Source organism: Mycolicibacterium flavescens, from assembly GCF_001722335.1.
Taxonomy (GTDB): Bacteria; Actinomycetota; Actinomycetes; order Mycobacteriales; family Mycobacteriaceae; genus Mycobacterium; species Mycobacterium flavescens.
On record NZ_MIHA01000006.1, the window covers coordinates 221,867 to 246,305 of the forward strand.

At 69.6% G+C, this 24,439-nt stretch carries 30 protein-coding genes; 18 read left to right on the forward strand and 12 right to left on the reverse strand.

The annotated features are described in order from the left end of the window. Window positions 1–17: 17 nt before the first annotated feature. Window positions 18–599: an NlpC/P60 family protein gene (locus tag BHQ18_RS10600; protein WP_069413543.1), complete on the forward strand. Its 582-nt coding sequence runs from the start codon at window positions 18–20 to the stop codon at window positions 597–599. A 31-nt stretch (window positions 600–630) separates the two neighbouring features. Continuing rightward, the gene (gene yaaA / locus BHQ18_RS10605; RefSeq protein ID WP_069413544.1) at window positions 631–1,377 is read left to right on the forward strand and encodes a peroxide stress protein YaaA; all 747 of its coding nucleotides are present in this window, start codon (window positions 631–633) and stop codon (window positions 1,375–1,377) included. Between the two features lie 36 nt (window positions 1,378–1,413). On the opposite strand, the gene BHQ18_RS10610 is transcribed toward yaaA, so the two are convergent. Then, window positions 1,414–1,902: a hypothetical protein gene (locus tag BHQ18_RS10610; protein WP_069413545.1), complete on the reverse strand. Its 489-nt coding sequence runs from the start codon at window positions 1,900–1,902 to the stop codon at window positions 1,414–1,416. A 115-nt stretch (window positions 1,903–2,017) separates the two neighbouring features. Between BHQ18_RS10610 and BHQ18_RS10615 the strand changes: the two genes are divergently transcribed. Further along, complete coding sequence (locus BHQ18_RS10615) at window positions 2,018–2,881, forward strand: oxygenase MpaB family protein (RefSeq protein WP_069413546.1); 864 nt, start codon at window positions 2,018–2,020, stop codon at window positions 2,879–2,881. Here BHQ18_RS10615 and BHQ18_RS10620 read toward each other — a convergent pair. Beyond that, on the reverse strand, window positions 2,878–4,509 hold the full coding sequence (locus tag BHQ18_RS10620; protein WP_069413547.1) for a fatty acid--CoA ligase: 1,632 nt from the start codon (window positions 4,507–4,509) through the stop codon (window positions 2,878–2,880). The two genes, BHQ18_RS10615 and BHQ18_RS10620, sit on opposite strands and share 4 nt — an antisense overlap. 107 nt (window positions 4,510–4,616) lie before the next feature. On the opposite strand from BHQ18_RS10620, the gene BHQ18_RS10625 reads away from it, so the two are divergent. From BHQ18_RS10625 to BHQ18_RS10635, 3 genes are all read left to right on the forward strand, one after another. Next, on the forward strand, window positions 4,617–4,979 hold the full coding sequence (locus BHQ18_RS10625) for a hypothetical protein (RefSeq protein ID WP_069413646.1): 363 nt from the start codon (window positions 4,617–4,619) through the stop codon (window positions 4,977–4,979). 68 nt (window positions 4,980–5,047) lie between these two features. Beyond that, entirely contained in the window at window positions 5,048–5,896 is an 849-nt protein-coding gene (locus BHQ18_RS10630; protein WP_069413548.1) for a hypothetical protein, read from the forward strand. Window positions 5,897–5,935: 39 nt separating this feature from the next. Continuing rightward, window positions 5,936–6,865: an alpha/beta fold hydrolase gene (locus tag BHQ18_RS10635; RefSeq protein WP_069413549.1), complete on the forward strand. Its 930-nt coding sequence runs from the start codon at window positions 5,936–5,938 to the stop codon at window positions 6,863–6,865. Here the strand turns inward: BHQ18_RS10635 and BHQ18_RS10640 are convergent. The 3 genes from BHQ18_RS10640 to BHQ18_RS10650 form a co-directional block, all read right to left on the reverse strand. Next, window positions 6,862–8,043, reverse strand: a complete 1,182-nt coding sequence (locus tag BHQ18_RS10640) for an enhanced intracellular survival protein Eis (RefSeq protein ID WP_234794143.1) — start codon at window positions 8,041–8,043, stop codon at window positions 6,862–6,864. The two genes, BHQ18_RS10635 and BHQ18_RS10640, sit on opposite strands and share 4 nt — an antisense overlap. A 66-nt stretch (window positions 8,044–8,109) precedes the next feature. Further along, window positions 8,110–8,337, reverse strand: a complete 228-nt coding sequence (locus BHQ18_RS10645; protein WP_069413550.1) for a hypothetical protein — start codon at window positions 8,335–8,337, stop codon at window positions 8,110–8,112. Between the two features lie 63 nt (window positions 8,338–8,400). After that, window positions 8,401–9,660: a competence/damage-inducible protein A gene (locus tag BHQ18_RS10650; protein WP_069413551.1), complete on the reverse strand. Its 1,260-nt coding sequence runs from the start codon at window positions 9,658–9,660 to the stop codon at window positions 8,401–8,403. Between the two features lie 58 nt (window positions 9,661–9,718). Between BHQ18_RS10650 and BHQ18_RS10655 the strand changes: the two genes are divergently transcribed. Then, window positions 9,719–10,105, forward strand: coding sequence for a PaaI family thioesterase (locus BHQ18_RS10655; protein WP_069413552.1), 387 nt, complete (start codon window positions 9,719–9,721; stop codon window positions 10,103–10,105). 114 nt (window positions 10,106–10,219) lie between these two features. Here BHQ18_RS10655 and BHQ18_RS10660 read toward each other — a convergent pair whose 3' ends face one another. Continuing rightward, window positions 10,220–10,954 carry a glucose 1-dehydrogenase gene (locus tag BHQ18_RS10660; protein ID WP_069413553.1) on the reverse strand — a complete coding sequence of 245 codons (735 nt, stop codon included), beginning with the start codon at window positions 10,952–10,954 and terminating at the stop codon, window positions 10,220–10,222. Window positions 10,955–11,033: 79 nt separating this feature from the next. Between BHQ18_RS10660 and BHQ18_RS10665 the strand changes: the two genes are divergently transcribed. The 3 genes from BHQ18_RS10665 to BHQ18_RS10675 all read left to right on the forward strand — a co-directional run bounded on the left by BHQ18_RS10665 (window position 11,034) and on the right by BHQ18_RS10675 (window position 14,160). Further along, window positions 11,034–12,113, forward strand: coding sequence for an NAD(P)H-dependent amine dehydrogenase family protein (locus tag BHQ18_RS10665; protein WP_069413554.1), 1,080 nt, complete (start codon window positions 11,034–11,036; stop codon window positions 12,111–12,113). A gap of 8 nt (window positions 12,114–12,121) precedes the next feature. Continuing rightward, the gene (locus BHQ18_RS10670; RefSeq protein WP_069413555.1) at window positions 12,122–12,880 is read left to right on the forward strand and encodes an HAD family hydrolase; all 759 of its coding nucleotides are present in this window, start codon (window positions 12,122–12,124) and stop codon (window positions 12,878–12,880) included. Window positions 12,881–13,026: 146 nt separating this feature from the next. Continuing rightward, entirely contained in the window at window positions 13,027–14,160 is a 1,134-nt protein-coding gene (locus BHQ18_RS10675; protein WP_069413556.1) for a nitronate monooxygenase, read from the forward strand. A 68-nt stretch (window positions 14,161–14,228) separates the two neighbouring features. On the opposite strand, the gene BHQ18_RS10680 is transcribed toward BHQ18_RS10675, so the two are convergent. Next, a complete protein-coding gene (locus BHQ18_RS10680) occupies window positions 14,229–14,780 on the reverse strand; it encodes a TetR/AcrR family transcriptional regulator (protein WP_069413557.1) in 552 nt (183 codons plus the stop codon). Window positions 14,781–14,908: 128 nt separating this feature from the next. Here BHQ18_RS10680 and BHQ18_RS10685 point away from each other — a divergent pair, with 128 nt between their 5' ends. Beyond that, window positions 14,909–15,316 (forward strand): hypothetical protein, encoded by a 408-nt coding sequence (locus BHQ18_RS10685; protein ID WP_234794144.1) that lies wholly within the window; start codon window positions 14,909–14,911, stop codon window positions 15,314–15,316. A gap of 48 nt (window positions 15,317–15,364) precedes the next feature. Here BHQ18_RS10685 and BHQ18_RS10690 read toward each other — a convergent pair whose 3' ends face one another. Then, complete coding sequence (locus BHQ18_RS10690; protein ID WP_234794145.1) at window positions 15,365–15,922, reverse strand: hypothetical protein; 558 nt, start codon at window positions 15,920–15,922, stop codon at window positions 15,365–15,367. Between the two features lie 280 nt (window positions 15,923–16,202). Here BHQ18_RS10690 and BHQ18_RS10695 point away from each other — a divergent pair, with 280 nt between their 5' ends. After that, window positions 16,203–17,447, forward strand: a complete 1,245-nt coding sequence (locus tag BHQ18_RS10695) for a cytochrome P450 (RefSeq protein WP_069413559.1) — start codon at window positions 16,203–16,205, stop codon at window positions 17,445–17,447. Here BHQ18_RS10695 and BHQ18_RS10700 read toward each other — a convergent pair. Further along, on the reverse strand, window positions 17,434–17,724 hold the full coding sequence (locus BHQ18_RS10700; protein WP_069413560.1) for a hypothetical protein: 291 nt from the start codon (window positions 17,722–17,724) through the stop codon (window positions 17,434–17,436). The genes BHQ18_RS10695 and BHQ18_RS10700 overlap by 14 nt on opposite strands. Before the next feature lie 103 nt (window positions 17,725–17,827). Here BHQ18_RS10700 and BHQ18_RS10705 point away from each other — a divergent pair, with 103 nt between their 5' ends. From BHQ18_RS10705 to BHQ18_RS10730, 6 genes are all read left to right on the forward strand, one after another. Then, on the forward strand, window positions 17,828–18,607 hold the full coding sequence (locus BHQ18_RS10705; protein ID WP_069413561.1) for a helix-turn-helix domain-containing protein: 780 nt from the start codon (window positions 17,828–17,830) through the stop codon (window positions 18,605–18,607). A 79-nt stretch (window positions 18,608–18,686) separates the two neighbouring features. After that, the gene (locus BHQ18_RS10710) at window positions 18,687–19,319 is read left to right on the forward strand and encodes a peroxidase-related enzyme (protein WP_069413562.1); all 633 of its coding nucleotides are present in this window, start codon (window positions 18,687–18,689) and stop codon (window positions 19,317–19,319) included. A gap of 42 nt (window positions 19,320–19,361) precedes the next feature. Next, window positions 19,362–19,781, forward strand: a complete 420-nt coding sequence (locus BHQ18_RS10715) for a lipoprotein LpqH (protein ID WP_069413563.1) — start codon at window positions 19,362–19,364, stop codon at window positions 19,779–19,781. Next, window positions 19,778–20,152, forward strand: a complete 375-nt coding sequence (locus BHQ18_RS10720) for a nuclear transport factor 2 family protein (RefSeq protein ID WP_084294003.1) — start codon at window positions 19,778–19,780, stop codon at window positions 20,150–20,152. Before BHQ18_RS10715 ends, BHQ18_RS10720 begins: the two co-directional genes overlap by 4 nt. A 57-nt stretch (window positions 20,153–20,209) precedes the next feature. Beyond that, a complete protein-coding gene (locus BHQ18_RS10725; RefSeq protein ID WP_069413564.1) occupies window positions 20,210–20,932 on the forward strand; it encodes a FadR/GntR family transcriptional regulator in 723 nt (240 codons plus the stop codon). Continuing rightward, window positions 20,929–21,594: a sterol desaturase family protein gene (locus BHQ18_RS10730; RefSeq protein ID WP_069413565.1), complete on the forward strand. Its 666-nt coding sequence runs from the start codon at window positions 20,929–20,931 to the stop codon at window positions 21,592–21,594. Before BHQ18_RS10725 ends, BHQ18_RS10730 begins: the two co-directional genes overlap by 4 nt. Window positions 21,595–21,605: 11 nt before the next feature. On the opposite strand, the gene BHQ18_RS10735 is transcribed toward BHQ18_RS10730, so the two are convergent. The 3 genes from BHQ18_RS10735 to BHQ18_RS10745 form a co-directional block, all read right to left on the reverse strand. Then, entirely contained in the window at window positions 21,606–22,328 is a 723-nt protein-coding gene (locus tag BHQ18_RS10735; RefSeq protein WP_069413566.1) for a L,D-transpeptidase, read from the reverse strand. 122 nt (window positions 22,329–22,450) lie between these two features. Then, window positions 22,451–23,044 (reverse strand): Pr6Pr family membrane protein, encoded by a 594-nt coding sequence (locus BHQ18_RS10740; protein ID WP_165614549.1) that lies wholly within the window; start codon window positions 23,042–23,044, stop codon window positions 22,451–22,453. A 20-nt stretch (window positions 23,045–23,064) separates the two neighbouring features. Then, window positions 23,065–24,417 carry a DUF7159 family protein gene (locus BHQ18_RS10745; RefSeq protein ID WP_084294004.1) on the reverse strand — a complete coding sequence of 451 codons (1,353 nt, stop codon included), beginning with the start codon at window positions 24,415–24,417 and terminating at the stop codon, window positions 23,065–23,067. Between the last annotated feature and the right edge of the window lie 22 nt (window positions 24,418–24,439).

Below are 24,439 nucleotides of genomic sequence, written 5' to 3' on the forward strand. Positions count from 1 at the left end.
TGTTAACGTCCCGCCGCATGTTTGCTATCGCCACACTTTTGACGCTTGTCAACCAGGTGTCGGGCACCCCGTACGTGTCCGGCGGGGACTCCCCCGCGGGTACGGACTGCTCCGGCCTGGTGTCATGGGTGACTAATGCAGCGACCGGCCGCCCCGTCTACGGCGACCGCTTCAACACCGGAAACATCGAAAGCGAACTGCTCGAGCGCGGCTTCCAGTACGGCACCCAGCCCGGCGCCCTCGTGGTCGGCTGGAACAGCGGCCACACCGCCGCCACGCTGCCCGACGGCACGCCGGTCTCCGCCGGCGAAGGCGGCGGCGTCAAAATCGGCGGTGGCGGCGCCTACCAGGACCAGTTCACCAAGCACATGTTCCTGCCGATGCCCCCCGAGCAGCCGATGCACCCGGGCGCTCCGGTCGTCATGATGGCCGGGCACGAGGCCCCGCCGCCCCCGCCGCCGCCGGCGGACCCCTTCGCACCGCCACCTCCGCCGCCCGCCGACCCGTTCGCGCCACCTCCGCCGCCACCGCCGGGCGCACCGCTGCCGCCCCCGCTGGCCGACCCGTTCGCGCCGCCGCCACCCATGCCGCCCGTCTGAGCAGAACCAGCGCCGGGATAGCCTCTGCGGCGTGATCGTGCTCCTTCCGCCGTCGGAGACCAAGCGCGCCGGCGGCGACGGACCGCCGCTGAGCCTGAAGTCGCTCAGCTCGCCCGAACTCGGCCCCCTGCGCCGTGAGCTGGTCGACGAGTTGGTCGAGCTGGCCCGGAACCCGGCCGCGTGCCGGAGCGCGCTCGGGCTGTCGGCCAAGCAGGACGCCGAGATCGAACGCAACGCGCAGCTGCTCAGCGCGCCGACCCTGCCGGCGATTCACCGCTACACCGGCGTGCTCTATGACGCGCTGGACGTGGCCTCGCTGCGCGGGGCGGCCGCCGAACGTGCCCGCGCCCGGCTGGCTGTCGGATCGGCGCTGTTCGGGCTGCTGCGCGCCGACGATCCGGTACCGGCGTACCGGCTCTCGGCGACGTCGAAGCTGCCGGGCCGGCCCACGCTGGCCAACCGGTGGCGCCCCGTGCTGGAACCGGTGCTGGAGCGGCTGGCAGCCGCCGAACTGGTCGTCGACCTGCGCTCGGGTTCCTACGCGGCGCTCGGCCGGGTACCCGAGGCGGTCCGCGCCGATGTCATCGCCGAGGACTCCGACGGCCGGCGCAAGGTGGTGACCCACTTCAACAAGGCGCACAAGGGCCGGCTCGCGCGCGCCCTGGCGAGCACGCGGTCCGAACCCACCGACGCGGCCGCGGTGGCCGCGGTCGCCCGCCGGGCCGGGATGCGGGTGGAACGCGACGGCGACGAGCTGACCATCGTCGTTGAAGCCTGAAGTCGTTGAAGCCTGAAGTCGTGCCGGCCTGATCAGCTAGATCGATGCGATGAAGTCGCTGGTGTAGAACTCGGCCGGGTTCTGCGAGAACGCGTCGGGCCGGGTGATGAACACCCACACGCCGGTCGCGCCGGGTTCGATCCCGTCACGCAACGTGACCCGGCCGTTTCCTGCCGGGTCGATGAAGATCGGCGCCGCGGTGACGCCGGGATCACCGCCGTGGCAGGTCGCCGACGCCGGGCGCGGCGCCTGAATGACCCGCACGTCGTAGTGGATGTTCGGGATCGCCGTGTTCATCTCCACATCGACGCTGACCTCCGATCCGGTCGAATGCACGACCGCGGTGGCCCTGGCGTAGCCGGTCGGCCCGTTGAAGTCGGTCTCGCTGAAATCGCATCGCCGCAGCGTCTGGGTGAACGGCACGAAGGTGCCGCCGCCCTGCGCCGTCGCCGTCACCGCGGGCACGAGGGGTGCCAGCACCGCGACCGCCGCGGCCAGGCTCATCAACCGTGTCTGTCGGCGCATGCGTTCGCGTTCCCTTCGTCGATAGCGTTGTCGCTACCGTAATCCACCCGCGGCGCTCCCCGAAGCACTTCACCGAGGTGCCGGGCATCGCGAGGGCCGCGCGTACCGTGAAGGCATGAGCGTGTTGCCCGATCTGGCGGACGTCCGCAAGGGCCTGGGCCGCAGCCTGTTCGGCATGGTTGCCGGCCCCGAGGGCCCCGCGAACCGCGCCCGTATCCACGACACCCCGGGGCCCAGGTGGTTCGGCGAGGACCGGCCGATCCGGCGGGTGCACGCCGACGCGTCGATGTTCGTCGGCGGCCTGCGTGCGCTGTTGCTGCAGTCGCTGCACCCGCTGGCGATGGCCGGTGTCGCCGAGCACTCCGACTACCGCGGCGACCCGTGGGGCCGGCTGCAGCGCACCAGCACCTTCCTCGCGGTGACCACGTTCGGTCCGGCAGCCGACGCCCAGCGCGCGGTCGACAAGGTCCGCGGGATTCATCAGCGGGTGCGCGGGGTGGCGGCCGACGGCCGGGCCTACCACGCGTCCGACCCGCATCTGCTGGAGTGGGTGCACATCGCCGAGGTCGACAGTTTCCTACTGGCGCACCAGCTCTACGGTGAGGCGCCGCTGAACCAGGACGGCCGCGACGGGTACGTCGCCGATACCGCGCGGGTCGCCGAGGCGCTTGGCGTCGTCGACCCGCCGCGCAGCGAGAAGGAACTGGCCGAGCGGCTCGACCGGTACCGCCCGGAACTGCGCGGCACTGCCGCCGCCCGCGACGCCGCGCGATTCCTTCTGTTGACGCCGCCGCTGCCGCTACCGGCACGCGCGCCGTACGCGGTGCTGGCCGCGACGTCGGTGGCGATGCTGCCGCCGTGGGCGCGGACGCCATTGCTGCTGCCCTACTTCCCGCCGGTGGAGGCGACGCTGATCCGGCTGTCGGGCCGCGTGCTGGTCGGCGGGATCAGGTGGGCGCTGACAGCGGCCCGGACCTAGTCACGGCACTCGACGACGCGGAACTCCCCGTCGGCGTAGCGGGCGCGCAGCAGCTTCTTGTCGAACTTGCCGACGCTGGTCTTGGGCACCTCGTCGATGAAGGTCCAGCGCTCCGGCAACCAGAAGCGGGCAACCCTGTCGCTGAGGTGCTTTCGCAGCTCCGCGGCGCTGACCTCGGTGTCGGCGGCGGTCACCACCGCGGCCAGCGGACGTTCCTGCCAGCGGTCGTCGGGCACCGCGACGACCGCCGCCTCGAACACCGCCGGGTGCTCCATCAGCGTCAGCTCCAGCTCCACCGAGGAGATCCACTCCCCGCCGGACTTGATGACGTCCTTGGCGCGGTCGGTCAGCGTGATGAACCCCTGCGGATCGATTCTGCCGACATCACCGGTGCGCAACCACCCCGAGTCGAACTTCTCGGCGTCGGCGTTCTGATAGTAGGAGCCCGTGATCCACGGACCGCGGATCTCGATCTCGCCCACCGCTTTTCCGTCGTTGGGCAGCACAGCGCCGTCGTCGTCGACGATCCGGATCTCCACCCCGCACAGCACCCGGCCCGCGGCCGCGCGCAGCGCCCAGTGCTCGTCGCCGGTGGCCTCCGGCGGCGGGGCGGCCAGCGCCGCCAGCGGGGACGTCTCGGTCATCCCCCATCCCTGCTTGATGACCACGCCGTAGCGCTCCTGATACTCCTTCATCATGCCCAGCGGGACGGCCGAACCGCCGCAGCACACCGTCCGCAACGACGAGATGTCCCGACCGGGGTTGTCGTGCAGGTGTTTCAGCACGTCGTTCCAGATGGTCGGCACCGCACCGGCCACCGTCGGGCGGTGGCGTTCGATCATCTCGACCAACGGGGCCGCCTGCAGGAAGCGGTCGGGCAGCAGCAGATCCGCGCCCGCCATCACCGCGGCGTACGGCTGACCCCACGCGTTGGCGTGGAACCTCGGCACCACCGGCAGCACCCGGTCGCCGTCGACCAGCCCGATGTTGTTGGCCGAGCACACCGCCATCGAATGCAGGAACGTCGACCGGTGGCTGTAGACGACCCCCTTCGGGTTGCCCGTGGTGCCACTCGTGTAACACATTGCCGCAGCGTTTTTCTCGTCCAGATCGGGCCAGTCGTAGGTGAGCGGCTGCCCCGCGAGCAGCTCGTCGTAACGCAGGACGGTCTTGCCCGCGCTGCGCAGCGGTTCCACGTCACCGTCGCCGACCGCGACCACCGTGTGGACGGTGTCCAGCTTCGGCAGGATCGGAGCGAACAACGGAACCAGTGAGACATCCACCAGCACAACCGAATCCTCGGCCTGGTTCGCGATGAACGCGATCTGGTCCCCGGCGAGCCGGATGTTGAGGGTGTGCAGCACCGCGCCCATACACGGTGCGGCGAAATAGGTCTCGAGGTGCTCCTGGTTGTTCCACATGAATGTGGCGACCCGCTGCCCCGCGGTCACCCCGAGCCCGCGTAGGCCGTGCGCCAGCTGCGCCACCCGGGTACCCAGTTCGCCGTAGCTGATCTCCCGGTAGCCGTCCGCTGTCGCGGTGATGGCCTTGCGGTGCGAGTACCAACCCGTGCCGTGCCGCAGGATCGCGGTCACCGTCAGTGGGAAGTCCTGCATCGTGCTGTCCACCGCTGCCTCCTCGCTCCGGACGGGTTAGCGCCATGATCGCCCAACACAAGGGCTTTCGGTGGCTTTCGGTGGGAAACCGGATCACCGCGCCGATAGCATCCACCGTCATGACCCAGTCGAGCTGTCCCGCGCCGCTCCCGCGGCGGTCGGTCTCCGGCGTGGATCTGGCGGTGTCGATCACCGCACTCGTATTGACCGTGGCGATGATCGCGACGGCCGCGGTGCTCGGATTCTTCTCGTTGGCGTTCCTCGACCACTGCCCGCCGGAATCCTGCAGCGAGGAGGGCGCCGTCGACGCGGTGTTCAACGCGGTGCTGATCGCCGCCGCGATCGGGGCGGCGGGACTGGTCGTCACGATCGTGCAGTTGGCGCGGCGGCGCCGCGGCTGGCCGTTCGCCGCATCGACGTTCGGGCTCTGCCTGGTGACATTCGTGCTCGGTGGTGTCGCGCTGAACATGGCCGTTACCTGAAACCGGCCGCCCGGCGTGGTAACTGGCTTACCGTTTGCAGAACTGGTGTCAAACGATGGGAGCGCCGCGTGCTGCGGGACATCCGGGAACTGACCGATTCACCCGAGGAGTACGCCGAGGAACTGCGCAGGCGGTGGGGCGGGCTGCTGAGCTACCGCTACATCGGCCGCAGTTACGCCTCGATGGACGTCGTCGAGGAGGACAACACCGTGGTGGTGCGCCGCGACATGCGCAACGCCTCCGGTGGCCTGCTGTTCGCGGTGCTGGGCATCGCGGCGCCGGAGAGCGGGCACATGTCCGACCTCGAGGCCGTGCCCAACCCGGTCATCCACTCCTGTCAGATCCTCGACGCGGGCGTCGGCGTGCAGCGCTTCGAGGTGATCTCCGAGGAACTGCGGGTGGGCCGGCAGATGGGCTACAGCCGGGCCAAGATCGTCGACGCCGACAACCCGGACCGGGCGCTCGCCCTGATCGAAGGCCAGGGCGTCAGCATCGGCACCCCGCCCGAGGGCCTCGAGCGGATGGAGGCCAACCCGCTCGAAGTCGTCGACTCCCCCGACCTGCCGCCGCTGTGGCAGGTGTTCGGCGGGTACCGCAGGCCCGACGGCCGCTGGGGGCTGCCGGAGCTGTCGGTCGAGGTGGCCTCCCCGGACGCCGCGCTGCACATCGGCCCGCAGTTCGTCATCCTCGAGACCGCCGCGGTCGATGCCGCCGCGGCCGCCGCGGGCACCGACCGCCTGCAAGGCGTGTCGTGCCACGTGATGTTCATGGCCCGCGGCAAGGCCGGGCCGTTCCGCGTCGACACCGAACCGGTCACCGGCGCCGACGGCACCGTCGCGGTGCGGGTGATGATGCGCGACGAGGGTGTCGACGACCGGGTCATCACCGCCGCCTCGTACGTGTTCCAGACCCGATAGCGCGAATTTGCCGCGAGGTCGCATGCGACACTTCCGAACATGGTCGAAATCGCCCGCCCCAAGCTCGAGGGCAACGTCGCCGTCGGTGCCGACCGGCGCATCGGGTTCGCCGAGTTCGGTGACCCGCAGGGCCGCGCCGTGTTCTGGCTGCACGGCACCCCGGGGGCGCGACGGCAGATCCCGATGGAGGCGCGGCTCTACGCCGAGAAGGCCAACATCCGCCTGATCGGGCTCGACCGACCCGGAATCGGGTCGTCCACCGCGCACCGCTACGAGCGCGTCGTCGCGTTCGCCGACGACCTGCGCACCATCGCCGACACCCTCGGCATCGACCGGATGGTCGTCGTCGGCCTGTCCGGCGGCGGGCCGTACACGCTGGGCTGCGCGGCCGCGATGCCCGACCGCGTGGTGGCTGCCGGCGTGATCGGCGGTGTCGCGCCCACAGTCGGGCCCGACGCGATCGACGGCGGGCTGATGGGCAACCTCGGCACCCGCGTCGCGCCGCTGCTGCAGATGGCCGGCGTCCCGGTCGGCCTGCTGGCCTCGGCGCTGATCCGGTTCATCAAGCCGGTCGCCTCCCCGGTCGCCGACCTCTACGGCCGGGTGTCACCCGAGGGCGACCGGCGGTTGCTGGCCCGCCCCGAGATCAAGGCGATGTTCCTCGACGACCTGCTCAACGGCAGCCGCAAGCAGCTCGCCGCGCCGTTCTCCGACATCGTGGTGTTCGCGCGCGACTGGGGCTTCACCCTGGACGAGATCACCGTGCCGGTGCGCTGGTGGCACGGCGACGCCGACCACATCGTCCCGTTCCGGCACGGTGAGCACGTGGTCTCCCGGCTGGCCGACGCGCAGCTGTACCCGATGCCGGGCGAGAGCCACCTCGCCGGACTCGGCCGCGCCGAGGAGATCCTGCAGACGATGATGAAGGTCTGGGACGAGTACGACGAACCGGGCGAGCAGCGCGTCTAGAAACCGAACCCCAACACGGCAGGCACGTCGCTGGCGAACGCGTCGCCCAGGCTCGCCAGCAGGTCAGAGTCCTTGCAGCGCAATCGGTTCGCCGCGGCGAACGCCGGCGCGCGGTGGCCACCGAGGAACAGGCTGCCCAGCACGTCGAGATCCAGCTCGACGTCGGCGGGTGCGTCGGTCGCGGTGCACTGTGCGCGGCCGTCGCGGATCTGCAGCGCGAACCGCCCGCCGGAGCCGCGGAACCCGTCGGTCACCGCCAGCACGGTCGAGACGTCGGCGCGGTAGTTGCGGGCCTGCAGCGCGGCCGGGATGTCGACGATGCGCAGCCACAGGTCGTCCTGGTGGTGGGTCAGCCGTGCGGACCGCGCGTCGGTGAGCAGGTAGGGCAACGGATCGGCGGGGTGCGTCGCGAACCGCACGGTCTGCATCAGGTCGAGCCCGCACAGCGCCCGGCAGAGCGCGACGTGCGCGTCGTCGGTGACCGCGATCAGTTCGGCCACCCGCACGAACATCGGGTCGTCGCCGAAGACCCGGTACAGCGCGTAGCCGTCGGGGTGCAGCAGCGTGAACCACGCGCTGCCGCCGCGGCGGTGCTCGCCGCGGTCGGCGAGCATCTCGTCCCACAGTGGTGCCGGCCGCTGCAACCCGCCCGGGGTCGCCGTCCGCCACCGCTCGTAGATCGCGGCGAGCGCGTCGCGGTGTTCGGCGGCGGCGACGATGCGCACGCCGCCGGGATCGGGGGCGTCGTCCCGGAACCGCGCGGTGCGACGGTCGACGGTCAGTTCCTGCTCGATGGTCGCGGCGCCGTAGCCGAACCGGCCGTAGATGCCGCCCTCGCTGGCGGTCAGCCCGGCGATCGGATAGCTGCGCTCGATGCGGTCGTGCAACTCGGCGAACATCGCCCGCAACAGCCCCCGTCTGCGGTGCGTCGGGGCCACCGCGACGAGAGTCACGCCGGCCATCGGCAACACCGCCCCGCCCGGCACCGTCACCGTCAGATCGAGGTAGTGCGCCATGCCGACGACGTCGTCGCCGTCGCAGGCCAGCACCGACCCGTCGGCCGGGATCAGGCTGCGCCACGCCCGAAACGTCTCCGGGGCGTTGTGCACCCCGAAGCAGGTGGCGTCGAGCCGCGCGATCGCCGGCCAGTCGGCGTCGTCGGCCGACCGGATCCTCACCGAACTGTCAGTGCGCACCACGGATCTCGACGCTGCCACACGGGCGCGCGTCGCCGCATCCGAATTTCAGCTGCTGCGGTTCAGCCAGCCCGAGACCGTGGCCAGGTCGCGCGAGTACGCCATCAGCACGTCGTCGTGGTAGAGAGCCCCGCCGCTGATCGCGTCGGTGCCGCGCCAGATCACGTGGACCCGCACCGGGCTGCGCGTGTAGTAGTCGGTGCGGTCGGCGTCACGGCGATGCCATCCGGCCGCCACGGCGCGTTCGGATACTTCCTCGCGCACGTTTGCCGCCATCGGTGTACCTCCCTGTAGTCCCCGGACACGTTAGCGGATCGGCGGCCGGAGGCGCGTCGACGGTCAGCCCAGCACGCGACGGAGCAGGTGCATCGCGACGGTCGTCGACCGCTCACGCACATCGGCGCGGGCCCCGGGCAGCTTCATGGTCCGGGTCAGCGACGGCCCCTCCGCCAGCTTGACGCTGAAACACACTGTACCGACCGGCTTTTCGTCGGTACCGCCGCCGGGTCCGGCGATGCCGGTGATGGCTACCGCGGTGTCGACGCCGAACCTGGCCAGCGCGCCCGCGGCCATCGCCTCGGCGACGGCTTCGGACACCGCGCCGTGGGCGTCGATCAGGGCGGGATCCACGCCGAGTACCTCGGCCTTGGCCTCGTTGGCGTACGCGACGGCGCCCCCGGCGACGTAGGCCGAGGACCCCGGCAGGTCGGTGAGCCGGGCGGCCAGCAGGCCACCGGTGCACGATTCGGCGGTCGCAATCCGTCGGCCGGCCAGCAGTCGAGCGACCTGATCGTCGACCCGGGAACCGTCCTCGGAGAACAGCGCATCGCCGTGGTGTTTGCGCAGCAGCGCGACCAGCGCGGTGTAGGTGTCGGCGGCATCGGGTTCATAGCGAGTGACGATCTCGAGTTCGCCGCGCCGCAGACAGGTGGTGATCTCGAGGCGGTCGAAGCCGTCGACGGTGCGTTCGGCTTCGCGCAGCGTGTCCGCGAGGCCGGACTCGGGCAGCCCGAACATCCGCACCGTCTCCTGGCGGTAGATGGTGCGGCCGGCGATCGCCTCCTGCACCGCCGGGGTCTGCAGCGCCACCGGCCACATCGGCTGCAGTTCGCGCGGCGGGCCGGGCAGCACGACGATGGTCGGTTTACCGGGCACCACCACACCCGGGGCGGTGCCGACCGGCGCGAGGATGTGCGCCCCCTCGGGCACCAGGGCCTGCTTGCGGTTCGACGCCAGGATCGCCTCGGGGTCGACGTTGGGGAAACGTGCCATCAGACGGGTGACGATGTCGGCGATCGTGGCCTCGAGTTGCTTGTCCAGCACCAACTCTCGGCCGGCGAACCGGGCCACCGTCTCGACGGTCATGTCGTCGGCGGTGGGGCCGAGGCCGCCGCTGGTGACGATCAGGTCCACGCCCTCGGCGGCCAGGAACCGCAGTTGCGCCTCGATGTCGCCCGGTCGGTCGCCGCACAGGGTGATGTGCGCCAGGTCGACGCCGAGTTCGAGGAGACGGTCGGCAACCCAGGGTCCGTTGAGGTCCTGCACCCGGCCGGTGAGAACTTCGGTGCCGGTGACCACGATGCCCGCGCGTACGCTCACACCTCACGACATTACGGGCCGCCGAAGCCGCACTGCTCAACCGGTAATGTCGTTACCCATGACCGCGCCGAAGTCGCTTCGCGAGTTGTTCGACCAACTCGGGCTGACCGAGGTGCCGTCCGCCGACGGGACCGTGACCATGCAGATGCCGGTCGACGAGCGCACGACGAACACCGCGGGCGGCCTGCAGGGCGGTCTGATCGCCACGATGGCCGACGTCACCGCGGGTCAACTCGCCGCGAGGGCCACCCCGTTCGGGCACGCGATCGCGACCACCGACCTGTTCATCCGCTACCTGCGACCGATCAAGATCGGGCCGGCGCGGGCGGTGGCGCGGATTCTGCGGACCGGTAAGCGCTCGGTCGTCGTGCAGGTCGACATCTACCGCGGCAACGACGACGAGGTCGGCGCGACCGCGACGGTGAACTTCGCCGCCGTCGACTGACCCCTACCGCGTCTTTTGCCTACCGCGCCTTTTGCCTACCGCCGAGTGTGGGCTCGTGACACGCTGCGGGCGCGAAAGACGTGCGGGGTAACCCACGTTCGCGCCGGAGCCCTTCTACTTGTGGGGGACGTCGTTGGTCAGGCCGCCGTCCATCACGTACTCCGCGCCGGTCGAGTAGCGCGACTCGTCGCTGGCGAGAAACACGATGAACGTCGCGACCTCTTCGGGCTGACCCGGCCGGCCGAGCGGGATCCGCAGCATGTTGTCCGGGAAATGCTTGGTCATCGGCGTGCGGATGAACCCCGGATGCACCGAGTTGACCCGGATGTTGTGCGGGCCGAGTTCCAGTGCCGCCGACTTGGTCAGCCCGCGCACCGCCCACTTGGACGCCACGTACGGGTGCACCATCACCGCGCCGCGCAGTCCCTCGATCGAGGAGATGTTGATGATCGACCCGCCGCCGGCGGCCTTCATCGCCTCGACCGAATGCTGCATGCCCAGGAAGGTGCCGGTGAGGTTGACGTCGATGACCTTCTGCCACTTCGCCATGTCGAACTGCCCGATCAGGCCCAGCGCGACGGTGCCCGCGTTGTTGACGAGCACGTTGAGTTTGCCGAACTCGTTCACGGCGGTGGCCACGGCGGCCTCCCACTGGTCGGCCTGCGTGACGTCGAGGTGCACGTAGCGCGCCGCGTCGCCGAGTTCGTCGGCCAGCGCCTTGCCCTTGTCGTCGAGGATGTCGCCGATCACGACCTTGGCGCCCTCGGCGACCAGTGCCCTGGCGTCGGCGGCGCCCATCCCCTGTGCTCCGCCGCTGATGAGCGCAACTTTATCGTCCACACGTCCCATGGGGCGTCAGGCTACCGCACCGCCGTCAGGCAACTAGAACCTGTTCCAATTTCCCTGTGCAGCACGCATACTGCTGGCCATGGCTATTCGTGTGGCGCTCATCGGCACCGGCAACTGCGGCAGCCTCGCGCTGCGGCAACTGGTCACCGACGCGCGGTTCGACCTGATCGGCGTGTGGGTCTCGACGCCGGCGAAAGTCGGTAGGGACGCCGGTGAACTCGCGGGTCTCGACGTCACCACCGGCGTCAGGGCCGTCGACGACCTCGATGCGATCATCGACGCCCGCCCGGACTGTGTCGTGTACTGCGCGATGGGTGACACCCGGCTGCCCGACGCGATGGCCGACGTACGCAAGATCCTGGCCGCGGGCATCGACGTCGTCGGCTCCGGTCTCGGCGTGCTGCAGTACCCGTGGAAGGTGATCCCCGACAAGTACATCGCACGTATCGAAGACGCTGCGCGAGAAGGCGATTCGACGGTATTCATGACCGGCGTCGACCCCGGATTCGCGACCGACCTGCTGCCGTTCGCGCTGGCCGGGACCTGTCAGCGCATCGAGCAGATCCGCACGATGGAGATCGCCGACTACGCCACCTACGACGGCGCCACCGTGATGTTCGAGGTGATGGGTTTCGGCAACGAGATCGGCGACCTGCCGATGCTGTACCAACCGGGCGTGCTGAGCATCGCGTGGGGCACCGCGATCCGCCAACTCGCGGCCGGCCTCGGCATCGAGGTCGACGAGATCCGCGACGCGGTCGAACAGGAACCCGCGCCCGAGGATTTCGACGTCGCGGTCGGCACGATCAAGAAGGGCACGGTGGCCGCGGTCCGCTTCCAGATCGAGGGCATCGTCGACGGCCGGCCCGCGATCGTCGTCGAACACGTCACGCGGTTGCGTCCGGACCTGCGGCCCGACTGGGCGCAACCCGCTCAGCCCGGCGGTTCGTACCGGGTCGAGATCACCGGGGAACCGTCGTACACGCTGGACATCTGCCCGACCAGCCGCAACGGCGACCACAACTATGCGGCGATCCTGGCGGCGGCCGGGCGGATCGTCAACGCGATCCCGGACGTGGTGGCCGCGGCGCCGGGTATCCGCACCACCCTGGACATGCCGTTGGTGACCGGCAAGGGCGTGTACTCGCCTCTAAGCTGAGGTTCGTCATGAACGTGCCCCCGGACCCGATCGCCGAGATCGCCGCGAGCCCGGAGGGGCCGCACATCGGGGCGTTCTTCGATCTCGACGGCACGCTCGTCGACGGTTTCACCGCCACCGCACACGCGGCCGATCGCATCCGCCGCCGACAGGCGCGCATCGGTGAGGTGCTCGGCGTGGTGGAGGCCTCGCTGCGGTATCGGTTGGGCCGGATGCAGTTCGAGCGGTTGCTGACCCGGGCCGCCGGGTATCTGCGCGGCGAATCGTTGGCCGAACTCGACGTGCTCGGCGAGCGGCTCTTCGCCGAACGGGTCTCCGCGCGGGTGTTCCCCGTCATGCACGAGATCGTCCAGGCCCACCAGCAGCGCGGTCACACGGTGGTGCTCAGCAGTTCGGCGCTGACCATCCACGCCGAGCCCGTCGCCCGCTTCACCGGGATCACGCACGTGCTGTGCAACCACTTCGAGACCGACGACGCCGGACTGCTGACCGGCCGTATCGCCAAACCCGTCATCTGGGGCCGCAACAAGTCCACGGCGGTGCAGGGCTTCTGTGAGGCCAATGACATTGCGCTGCAACGCAGTTACTTCTACGCCGACGGCGACGAGGACGCGGTCCTGATGGCGCTCGTCGGCAATCCGCGGCCGGTGAACCCGCGTCCCGGCCTTGCGGCGATGGCCGAGGAGAACGGCTGGCCGGTACTGCGCGTCGAAGGCTCGGGCAACCGCAAGCGGGTGTCGCTGCGCCGGTTCATCGGATACGACTGAGGGCGCGCCGAGCGTCGGGTTTTTGGTGTGTTTTCGGCTGAATCGCGCAATAAATCCGACGCTCGGCGGCCCGACTCGTCACCGTCCGCATCGTTACGTACTAAACTAGAACACGTTCCAATTTGAGCGCCCATCAAGGAGCCCGCATGCGCACCCCGATCTGTGACGACCTCGGCATCGAGTACCCGATCTTCGCGTTCACCCACTGCCGCGACGTCGTCGTCGCCGTGAGCAAGGCCGGCGGTTTCGGCGTGCTCGGGGCCGTCGGCTACACGCCCGAGCAGCTCGAGATCGAGCTCAAGTGGATCGACGAGAACATCGGCGACCACCCGTACGGCGTCGACATCGTCATCCCGAACAAGTACGAGGGCATGGACGCCGCCGACATGGACCCCGAGGTACTGAAGAAGACGCTGAACGACCTGGTGCCGCAGGAGCACATCGACTTCGCCAAGAAGGTGCTCGCCGACCACGGTGTGCCGGTCGAGCACAGCGACGACGACGCACTGCAGCTGCTCGGCTGGACCGAGGCGACCGCCACCCCGCAGGTCGAGGTCGCGCTGCAGCATCCCAAGTGCACGCTGATCGCCAACGCGCTGGGCACCCCGCCTGCCGACATGATCAAGCACATCCACGACGAGGGCCGCAAGGTCGCCGCACTGTGCGGATCGCCGTCGCAGGCGCGCAAGCACGCCGACGCCGGCGTCGACATCATCATCGCCCAGGGCGGCGAGGCCGGCGGACACTGCGGTGAGATCGGTTCGATCGTGCTGTGGCCGCAGGTCGTCAAGGAGGTCGCACCGGTACCGGTACTGGCCGCCGGCGGCATCGGCAGCGGCGAGCAGATCGCTGCCGCGCTCGCGCTCGGAACGCAGGGCGCGTGGACCGGATCGCAGTGGGTGATGGTCGAGGAGTCGGAGAACACCCCGGTCCAGCACGCCGCCTACGTCAAGGCCACGAGCAAGGACACCGTGCGCAGCCGGTCGTTCACCGGCAAGCCCGCCCGCATGCTGCGCAACGACTGGACCGAGGCCTGGGAGGACCCCAACAACCCCAAGCCGCTGGGAATGCCGTTGCAGTACATGGTTTCCGGGATGGCCGTGGCCGCCACGCACAAGTACCCCAACGAGTCCGTCGACGTGGCGTTCAACCCGATCGGTCAGGTCGTCGGACAGTTCAACAAGGTGGAGAAGACCGCCACCGTCATCGAGCGCTGGGTGCAGGAGTACCTCGAGGCGACCGGCAGGCTCGACGAGATCAACGCCGCCGCCAGCGTCTGAGCGCTGATCGGCGGCTCGTGGCTCGGCCAGTTCTTCATTCAACTGGCCGAGGCGAGGGAGCGCGATAGTCAGTCGGCGAGCAGCCGCCGGGTCGCGTGCTCGACCACCTCGGCCCGGCTGCGTCCCTGATGCCCCGCGGCGACGAAGTGGTTGCCGATGGCCAGCGTGAACGCCAGCAGCGCGCGGGCCTCCACCTCGTCGGGGTCCTCGACGAAGGTGCCGATCAGGCTGCGCAGGTAGGCCATCCGGCGGTTGTCGACGCGGCGCAACCGGCGGGCCACCGAACGGTCGCGCCGCGCCCAGTCGCGGACCGCGAGATCCACCGGCAGCAACGCCTTGGAGAACGTGAGCATGCCGGCCTTGCGCACCTTGGCCCTGGCGTCGCCGCCCTCGGACTCCACCTGCTCGAGGACGTCGTCGGTGCAACGCTGTTCCCACGACTCCAGCAGCGCGTCGAGAAACGCCTCACGACTGGCGAAATGCCAGTAGAACCCGCCGCGGGTGACTCCGAGCGACTTGGCCAGCAAATCGACCCGCACCGCGTCGGGGCCACCCGCGGCGAGTGCGGCCAGCCCGGCGTCGATCCATCCGGTCCGCGGTGTGCGGGTCTGGGCGACCATTGTCCTCCTCGGTGGAAAGCCTTGACGGCGCGCAAAACTCAAGCATACAGTTATGTATGTTTGGACAACATGATTCAGTCACTCGCGAGCGGGTGCGGCAGATAGAGCCGCCTCCTGACCTGGCGGCGGTGAGCACGCTCGGGCGTGTCGACTATGCCGACGCCTTCGAGGTGGACATCGCCCAGCCACGCGACCGAAGAGCCGAAGAATGGCTGCGGGCGATGCTGGAGGGCGCACCGCTGAGCACCCGGGCGCGGCTGCTCATGTCGTGGTCGACGCTCGGACTCAAGCTGCGGCTGCCCGGAGCGGACCGTTCGATCCTCGGATGGGAGATCCGGGTCAGCGACGACGATTTCGTGCTGCTCGGCGCGCACTCGCGGCTGGGAATGCCCGGGGAGTTGCTGCTGCGTCGCGGCGACGGCGGGTTGCTGTTCGCCACGCTGGTACGTCACGACAACGCGATGGTCCGCCGGATGTGGGCGGCCGTCGAGGCGGCACACGTGACGACGGTGCGCGCGCTGCTCGCCGGTCTGTGATTCGGGTGTCGTCGGTGGCGGTGAGCGCCACCAACTACGCCGAAATCGCTATGGGGCGGGCGGGGCCGGGGCGGGAGCCGGCGGCGGAAGCCACGGCAGCGCGGGGGCCGGCGGCGGAGGCGGTGGTGCAGCTGCCGGATCGACCGGGGCGACCGGGACGTTCGGGCCGGGATTCTGATCCGGGTACGGCGTGTTCATCCCGCGCTGCGCGAGCCCCATGATCAACGCCTCTTTACCGCTGATCTCCTGGTTCTGCACGGCGTGCCAGAGATCCTTGAGGTAACTGACGTTCGGGTTCTCGGTCGACTTGACGCTCGGATCCAGCGTCGTGTTCGGCGGCAGCGCCTCCGGGCTGGCCAGGTGCGATACGCCCTCGGGCGGAGTGGGCAGCGTGGCGTCGGCGGGCGCGGCGGCAGGAGCCGGAGCAGGCGCGGCAGGCGCGGCAGGCGGCGGAGGACGCAGGAACGCCAGCGGGTCAGGCGCGGGAGCCGGGGCCGCGGCGGCCTCGATCGGGGCGGGCGGCGGCGGTGCGGGGACCGGGACGACGGGATCGGCCAGCGCCGATGGCATGCCGGCCATCAGTGTCGCGGCGAGACCCACGCTCACCACCGATAGCTTCCGCGCGTCGATCACGATCCTCAACGCTGTCCCCTTTCTGACGAGCGGCCACCCGGTGCTGCCGGTGCGGCGTTACTGATGTCTCGAACAGTCTCGCAAAATTGTTACACCCGTGCTCGGTGTGACGAAGCGGTCAATAGGAAACCGCCGGTCGAACACGTTCCACTTCGGTTTCGCGGTGACTTTCCCGAACCCGGCACAACCCCGGTCAGCTGTGGTGTAGCAATGCGGTGAGGGCACTAGACCACGTCATCAAAGGGGTGCATCGATGCCGACTCCCAATCTTCCGCCCGGATTCGACTTCACCGATCCCGACATCTACGCCGAACGGCTTCCGGTCGAAGAACTCGCCGAGATGCGCCGGGTCGCGCCGATCTGGTGGAACGCGCAACCGGAGGGTGTCGGCGGCTTCGACGACGGCGGATTCTGGGTGGTCACCCGGCACAAGGACGTCAAAGAGATCTCGCGGCGCAGCGACGTGTTCTCCAGCCTCAAGAAGACCGCGCTGCCCCGCTACAAGGACGGCACCGTCGGCGAGCAGATCGAGCGGGGCAAGTACGTCCTGCTCAACCAGGACGCGCCGCACCACACCCATCTACGCAAGATCATCTCGCGGGCGTTCACCCCGCGCGCGGTGGAACTGCTGCGCGACGAACTGAACCAGCGCGCGCAGGAGATCGCCAAGGCCGCGGCCGCGGAGGGATCCGGCGACTTCGTCGAGCAGGTCTCCGCCGAGCTCCCGCTGCAGGCGATCGCCGGTTTGATGGGTGTCCCCCAGGGAGACCGGATGAAGTTGTTCCACTGGTCGAACCAGATGGTCGGCGACATGGATCCGGAGTTCGCCGGCAACGACGCGATCACCGCCTCGGTCGAGTTGATCACCTACGGCATGCAACTGGCCGCCGAGCGCGCGCAGGCGCCGGGCGAGGATCTGGTCACCAAGCTCGTGCAGGCCGACGTCGAGGGGCACAAGCTCTCCGACGACGAGTTCGGCTTCTTCGTGATCCTGCTGGCGGTGGCCGGCAACGAGACCACCCGCAACTCGATCACCCAGGGAATGATGGCGTTCGCCGACCACCCCGACCAGTGGGAACTGTTCAAGAAGGAGCGGCCGGTGACGGCCGCCGACGAGATCGTCCGGTGGGCCACGCCGGTCACGTCGTTCCAACGCACCGCGCTCGAAGACACCGAACTGTCGGGGGTGAAGATCAAAGAGGGCGAACGGGTGGTGATGTTCTACCGGTCCGCCAACTTCGACGAAGACGTCTTCGAGGACCCGTACACGTTCAACATTCTGCGCGACCCCAATCCGCACGTCGGCTTCGGCGGCACCGGGGCGCACTACTGCATCGGCGCGAACCTGGCCCGGATGACCATCGACCTGATGTTCAACGCGATCGCCGACCACATGCCCGACCTGCGGCCGCTGGCCGAACCCGAGCGGTTGCGCTCAGGCTGGCTCAACGGCATCAAGCACTGGCAGGTCGACTACCTCGGTACTAGTAGTCGATGATCGAGCGCCAATAGTCCTCGGGGATCTCGCCGTTCGACCGCAACACGATCGCCAGCCCGGTCGCCATCGCGACACCGAGCAGCCCGAGCCACAGCGCGGACAGAGCGATGAGCACCCACAGCGCAGCGGTCACCGCCGGCCACGGCGACAGCACTGCCAGCACCGGCGCGAAGAAGAAGCCGGCGCCGATGAACCAGGCGGACCCGGCCCGGTCGGAGATCAGCACGAAACGCAGCCAGCGCGGAATCGCGGTGTCCGCGGGTAGAACCGTTCCCATCGCTCCTCCTCGGTCGACACCTCCACGCTCCCCCGCGCAGGTAAGCGGCGCAATTACCCGACAGGTAGTGGTTCGACGGCGCCGGCTGCGCAAAACTGGCCCCATGACCGTCACCGCCGACGTACAGCAGCCCGCGTTCGGTGCACTGATGAAGCAGTGGCGACGCCGTCGCCGGCTCAGCCAGCTGGACCTGGCCGTCGCAGCCGACGTCTCCGCGCGGCACCTGAGCTTCATCGAAACCGGCCGGTCGGCGCCCAGTCGGGCGATGGTGCTGCGACTCGCCACTGTGCTCGAGATGCCGCCGCGCGAACAGAACCGGTTGCTGTTGGCCGCCGGGCTGGCACCCGAGTACGCCGAACGCTCACTCGACGATCCGGACATGTCAGCCGTCCGCGACGGCATCGACCGGGTTCTGCACGCCTACAACCCGTTTCCCTGCGTCGTGGTCGATCGGCACTGGCGGATCGTGCGGGCCAACGACGGCGCGGGCGTACTGATGGACGGTGTGGCCGCCGAGCTGCTGGCCGAGCCCAACGCGCTGCGGATCGCGCTGCACCCGGCCGGTCTGGCGCCGCGAATCCGCAACCTCGGCCAGTGGCGGCATCACCTGATCGACCGGCTCCGCCGCGAGGTGAGCGTCAGCGATTCGGTGGAGCTGTCCGCACTGCTGGACGAAATCGACTCCTACCCAGGCGAATCCGAGAGTACACCCGACCTCGGGGGCGTCGCGGTTCCGCTCGAGCTCTTCACCCCCGACGGCCGCCTGCTGCGCTTTTTGTCGATGGTGACCACGTTCGGCACCGCGCGTGACCTGACCGCTGCGGAGCTGTCCATCGAGGCGTTCCTGCCCGCCGATGCGGCGACGGCGGCGGCGTTGGGCTGAACCCGGTGGACCGCAAGACTTTTGCTCTGCCGTTCGCTTAATGCTTGTCTGCGCGCGGCGCACACAGCATCGTCGCCTCATGACAAGCACAATTGACGCCCCGTCGGACACCAGCGCGAGCCCGATCTCGCGGCTGCGGGTGCCCGAACTCGACGAGCTGCGCAGCCCCGCGGTACGCGGCTTCTTCGCCAAACAGCAGCGCGACGAAGGCCTGACCTCGAACTGGTTCCGCGCATTGTCGCTCAACGAAGGCGATCTCGAACGGCTCAACGGCTACCTGCTGCCGCTGCTGGGCGCCGACGGTCGCGGCGGGCTCACCGACCGCGAGCGCGAGGTCATCGCCACCGTGGTGTCCGGGGAGAACCGGTGCGCCTACTGCCACACCAACCACGCCAACAAGCTCGGCAAGGTGGCCGGCGACTGGTCGTTCGGACAGCGCGTCGCCATCGATCACCACCAGGTCGCCGAACTGACCGACCGTGAGCGGGCGCTGGCCGATATCGCCGTTCTGGTCAACAACCACCCGCAGCAGATCCGGGACGCCGACATCGACCGGCTGCGCGCCCTGGGCTTCGACGACCACCAGATCCTCGAGGGCATCTCGATCGCCGCGTTCATCGGTGCGACGAACCGCATCGGCATCGCGTTGTCGGTGCCGCCCAACCCGGAGTACACCGGGATCCCGGCCACTTCGGGCCGGCAGTCCGGCTGAAGCAGCTGTGCGCGGTGCGCAACCGCAATAGAGTTTGGCGCCATGAACACTCGACTCGTTGCGGCGGCGGCCGTCCTGCTGGTCGTCGGAGCCGCGGGCTGCTCGTCGAAACCCGCGGCACTGGGCGGCACCACCGCGAAGGTGACGATCAACGGTGAGAGCACCGGCGGCCCGCATCCGGTGCGATGCTCGCAGAGCGGCTGGCTGTGGACAATCGAGACGCCCGACGACGAGAAGGGTTTCGTCGCCGACCTCGACACCGGCGACGCGGTGACCGTGCAGGCGGTCACGTTCTCCGACTTCGGCGGGTTCACCGGCAACTTCTGGCGCGACAACATCGGTGAGGCCGAGGTGACCGGCGCCGGCGGCAAGTTCGTCATCTCCGGATCGGCGGACGGCTCGTTCGTCGACAATCCGAGCAACGCGGTGACCGCGACGTTCCGGATCGAGGCCAACTGTTGACGGTCCAGGCGTTCCGCCGCGCGGTCGAGGCCGGTGACCTCGACACCCTGATGGCGCAGTTCCGCGACGATGTCGTCTTCCACAGTCCCGTGGTGTTCACCCCGTACCGGGGGCGCGACGCGCTGCGGCCCATCCTGGCGGCGGTGATGGAGGTCTTCGAGGATTTCCGGTACGTGCGTGAGATCGGTGCACCCGACTCGCCCGATCATGCGCTGGTGTTCCAGGCCCGGGTCGGCGACAAGGACCTCGAGGGCTGCGACTTCCTCCGGGTCGACGAGTCCGGAGCGATCAGCGAACTCACTGTGATGGTGCGCCCGATGTCGGCGACGCTGACGCTGGCCGACCGGATGAAGGCCCGACTCGCCGGCTGATAAGGCCACTGGTAAGACCACTTGACCTCTGGCCGTCCGGCTGGCAGGGTGAGCTGCATGGCGCTGCAACCCGTGAACCGACGCTCGGTGCCCGAGGACGTGTTCGACCAGATCATGTCCGAAGTCCTCAGCGGCGCGATGCAGCCCGGCGAAGCGCTGCCCAGCGAGCGCCGGCTGGCCGAGGTGCTCGGCGTGTCGCGGCCCGCCGTCCGGGAGGCGCTCAAGCGACTGACCGCCGCGGGCCTGGTCGAGGTGCGGCAGGGTGACGCGACGACGGTGCGCGACTTCCGCCGCCACGCCGGCCTCGATCTGCTGCCGCAATTGCTGTTCCGCTCCGGCGAACTCGACACCTCGGTGGTGCGCTCGATCCTGGAGACCCGCCTGCACAACGGCCCGAAGGTCGCCGAACTCGCCGCCGAGCGCGGAACCCCCGAGTTGGCACCAGTACTGCACGAGGCGGTGCGGGCCCTGACCGACGAGGACGATCCCGTCGAAAAGCAGCGCCACGCGCTGACGTTCTGGGATCACGTCGTCGACGGTGCCGATTCGATCGCCTTCCGGCTGATGTACAACACCCTGCGCGCGACCTACGAACCCGCCCTCGCCGCGCTGGCGGTGGTGATGGCCGACGAGGTGGGCAGGCCGCAGGCCTACCGCGTGCTGGCCGACGCGATCACCGCCGGTGATCCGACGGCGGCCCGCCGCGCCGCCGAAGACCTTCTCCAACCCGCCACCGCAACCCTGCTCGACGCCCTGCAGAGTCTGGAGGACGACCGATGATCACCGAACCCGCTGCCCGAAAAATGTTCTCGCTCGGCGATGCCGGCCGCGAATTCCTGCGCCACCCCTCCCCCTGGCTGATCGGCGCGACACTGGTCGCCGCGCTGACGGCCCGGATTGTCGTGGGCGACTGGCAGATCACCGACGCGATCGTGCCGGTGGCGATGCTCGCGCTGTTCCCGTTCTTCGAGTGGCTCATCCACGTCTTCGTGCTGCACTGGCGGCCGAAACGGTTGGGCGCGGTCACCATCGATCCGCTGCTCGCCCGCGAACACCGGGCGCATCACCGAGATCCGCGCAGCGTCCCGCTGATCTTCATCCCGTGGAAGTCGTTGGTGACCTGGGTGCTGCCGCTGACGGTGGTGGTCGGCCTGTTCGCGTTCCCGCGGCTGGGGATGGGCCTGACGTATCTGGTGTGCATCGGCACGCTGGGCCTGCTCTACGAGTGGACCCACTACCTGATCCACAGCGACTACAAGCCGAAAACCCGTGTCTACCGGGCGATCTGGCGCAACCACCGCCATCATCACTTCAAGAACGAGCACTACTGGTTCACCGTGACCAGCAGCGGCACCGCCGACCGAGTGCTCGGCACCTACCCGGATCCGGGGACAGTGCAGAACTCACCGACCGCGAAAAACCTGCACGCCCAAGCGGTGTGAGACGCGGTCGGTCAGGACTGGACGATGACCGGGTCGCCGACGCCGACCGTGTTGTAGTACCAGTCGGCGTTGTCGGGGCTGAGGTTGATGCAGCCGTGACTGACGTTGGCGTAGCCCTGCGAACCCGTCGACCACGGCGCGCCGTGCACGTAGACCCCGCCCCAGGTGATGCGCACGGCGTCGTACACCGTGAGCTTGTAGCCCTCCGGATCGTCGAGCGGGATGCCGATGGTGCGCGAGTCCATGATCACCACGTCCTCTTTCTCGAGGACCCGGAACGTGCCGGTCGGCGTCGGGAACTTGGCCTTACCCATCGACGCGGGCATCTCGCGCGCGACCTCGCCGTCGATGCTCACGGTGAACGTGTGCGCGTCGATGTCGGCGACGCTGACCACCGACGCTCCGGTCTGGAAGCTGGCCTTGGTGTTGCCCGCCGTCACGCTGATGGTCGAGTGCGCGGGCCAGAACGTCGTCGGATTCCATTGCAGTTCACGGTCACTGAGCCAGGTCATGGTGCCCTGCGGGAGTACCGGCGCGGAGATCTTCACGCTCTGCTCGACAGCGGCGCGATCGCGGACCGGGTGATCGAACGTCACCGTGACCGGATGCGCCACCCCCACCGTCTGCCCGGCGGGATCGATGTTGGCTCCGTCGGCCGGCGATGAGATCCCGGCCGCGCTGGTTGCGGCGGACCCCGCGAGAGCCAGCATCGCGACGCTCACCGTCGCGAGCATGTGTCGAAGCTTCAGCACACTTCCATCCTAGGTCGTCAGGCGGGGTTACCCCCGTATCCGCAAGTCGCGCGCCCTACGGCTGTCGTCTTGGATGGTTTATCGAACGCGCTGCTCAGTTCGTTTCACACCGCGTCGATGCGGGCCGGGGTGGCGAGCCGGTTGACGGCCAGCAACAAGTAGCCGACGCCGAGCACCGCGGCTCCGAGCACACCGATGTTGACCGCGACGGTGCCCACGCCGACCAGGTCGGGGTCCAGGAAGTAGTACGGCGCGCGTCGGCCGAGACGGTTGAGCACGACCAGCGCCACCACCGCGTACGCCGCGGGGTACACCAGCCACGCCAGCGGCTGCCACCACTGCACCCGGCCCCCTCCGCGGCCCACCAGCAGCCAGTCGGACAGAGCCAGCACCGGCACGACGACGTGCAGCAGGATGTTGGCGACGGTGTAGCCCATGCTGTACTCGGTCAGCAGCAGGTTCCAGATCGCTCCTGCGAGAAGCACATACAGCACCACCGCGCCGCGTAATCCGACCCGGGCGTCGGCCCGCGGTGAGAGCAGGGTCCACAGGTAGTAGCCGGCCGCCAGCAGGTTCGCCTGGTAAGTGAACGTGATCAACCGCCAGGCAACGCCCGACCGCGAGGACACCTCCACGACGGCCAGCGCCAGCACGACCGCGGCGACGATCGCGATCCGCACCACCAGCCGCAAGGTCACCGACCCTGCGCCCGGTGCGGTCACGGCGGTGGCATCAGCGGCGGAGCGTCCGGTGGCGGTGCTTCAGGTGCCGGTGGTGGCGGTGGTGCTTCGGGGGGCGGTGGCGGCGGGACGGCCTCGGGTGGCGCGGGGGGAGGCGGCGGCGGTGCCAGCGCCGGGTCCGGCGGCGCCAGCGCCGGGTCGACGGCGGGGGGCGGGTTGTCGCCCACGTCGGAGAGCCGGTCGCGGATCCGCTGCAGGAACCCGCGTCGCTCGGGTACCGGTGTCGGCTCGGCGGGGACAAGGCCCGGCGCCATCGACTCCGGCGGCAGGGTGGGCGCGCCGGGGAACGCGGCGACCGGCGGTTCGGGGGCGAGGACCTGCGGCGCAGGCACCTCCTCGATCGCGGCGGGTGGCTCGGCGGGCAGCTCGGCCGGCGGCGGCGCCACCACGGGCGGCGGAGGAGCCGGCAGCGCCGCGGGCGCGGGCGAGACGGCTGGGCGCGGCGCGGCGGCGGGCACGTCGGGTGAGGACTTGGCGGCAGGGCTCGGCGCGAAGTCACGCTCACCGGAACCCAGTTGCATGCTCAGCGCCGCCGACACCGAGACCACGAAGGTCACCGTGCCCGCGGCCAGCAGCGCGAGAGGTCCGGTCATGGTCGCCGCACGTGCCCCGACCTTGGGCCGCGAATCGACGCGCCGGTCCTCCCGGTAGTCGAGAGCCGTCTCACTGCTGTGCGCGGCGGCCAGCGCGGCGCCCCGGGCCAACGCCAACTCCGCCTCGGCGGGCGCGAACACCGGCACCGCCAGCACATCCTCCAGTCGCGGCATCAGCGCGTCCAGGCCTGCGCCGGAACCGACCAGCACCAGCGCCTCCGGCCGCCAGTCCGCTTTGGCGAACACGGTGCGCAGCCAACGGACGAGCGCCTCCTCGTCGGCGATGGAGTGATTCACCGCGGTCTGCACGGCGCCTTCGCCGGTGTGCACGACGAGCGCGATCACGGTGTGCGATTCGACCACGCAGACGGCGGTGACGTCGTTGCCGATCACCTCGGCGACCCCCCACGCCAGCGCTTCGGAAGCCTCCGGGAGACGCACCGGCACCACGTTGTCGAACCCGCACTGGTTCAACGACCTGAGCAGCAGCGTGGCCTCGAGGTTCGCGTCGTCGCTCCACGTCACGCCGATCGAACGCAACCGGCGGCCGCTCTCGGTGGCCAGCGCCTCGCAGCGCAGCACCGCCGCGGCCGCCTCGTCGGAGGTCTGGCGCGGAGTCGAGCGTCGAGGCGGATAGATGGTGTCGCGGTCGACAGTGTCGCCGTCGGCGTCGGGCCCTTCGACGAGGACCAGGCCGACGGCTGACGGAGTCACCGACAAGCCGAGTACGGCGTCCACTCACACCCCTTCTGGACGTCCA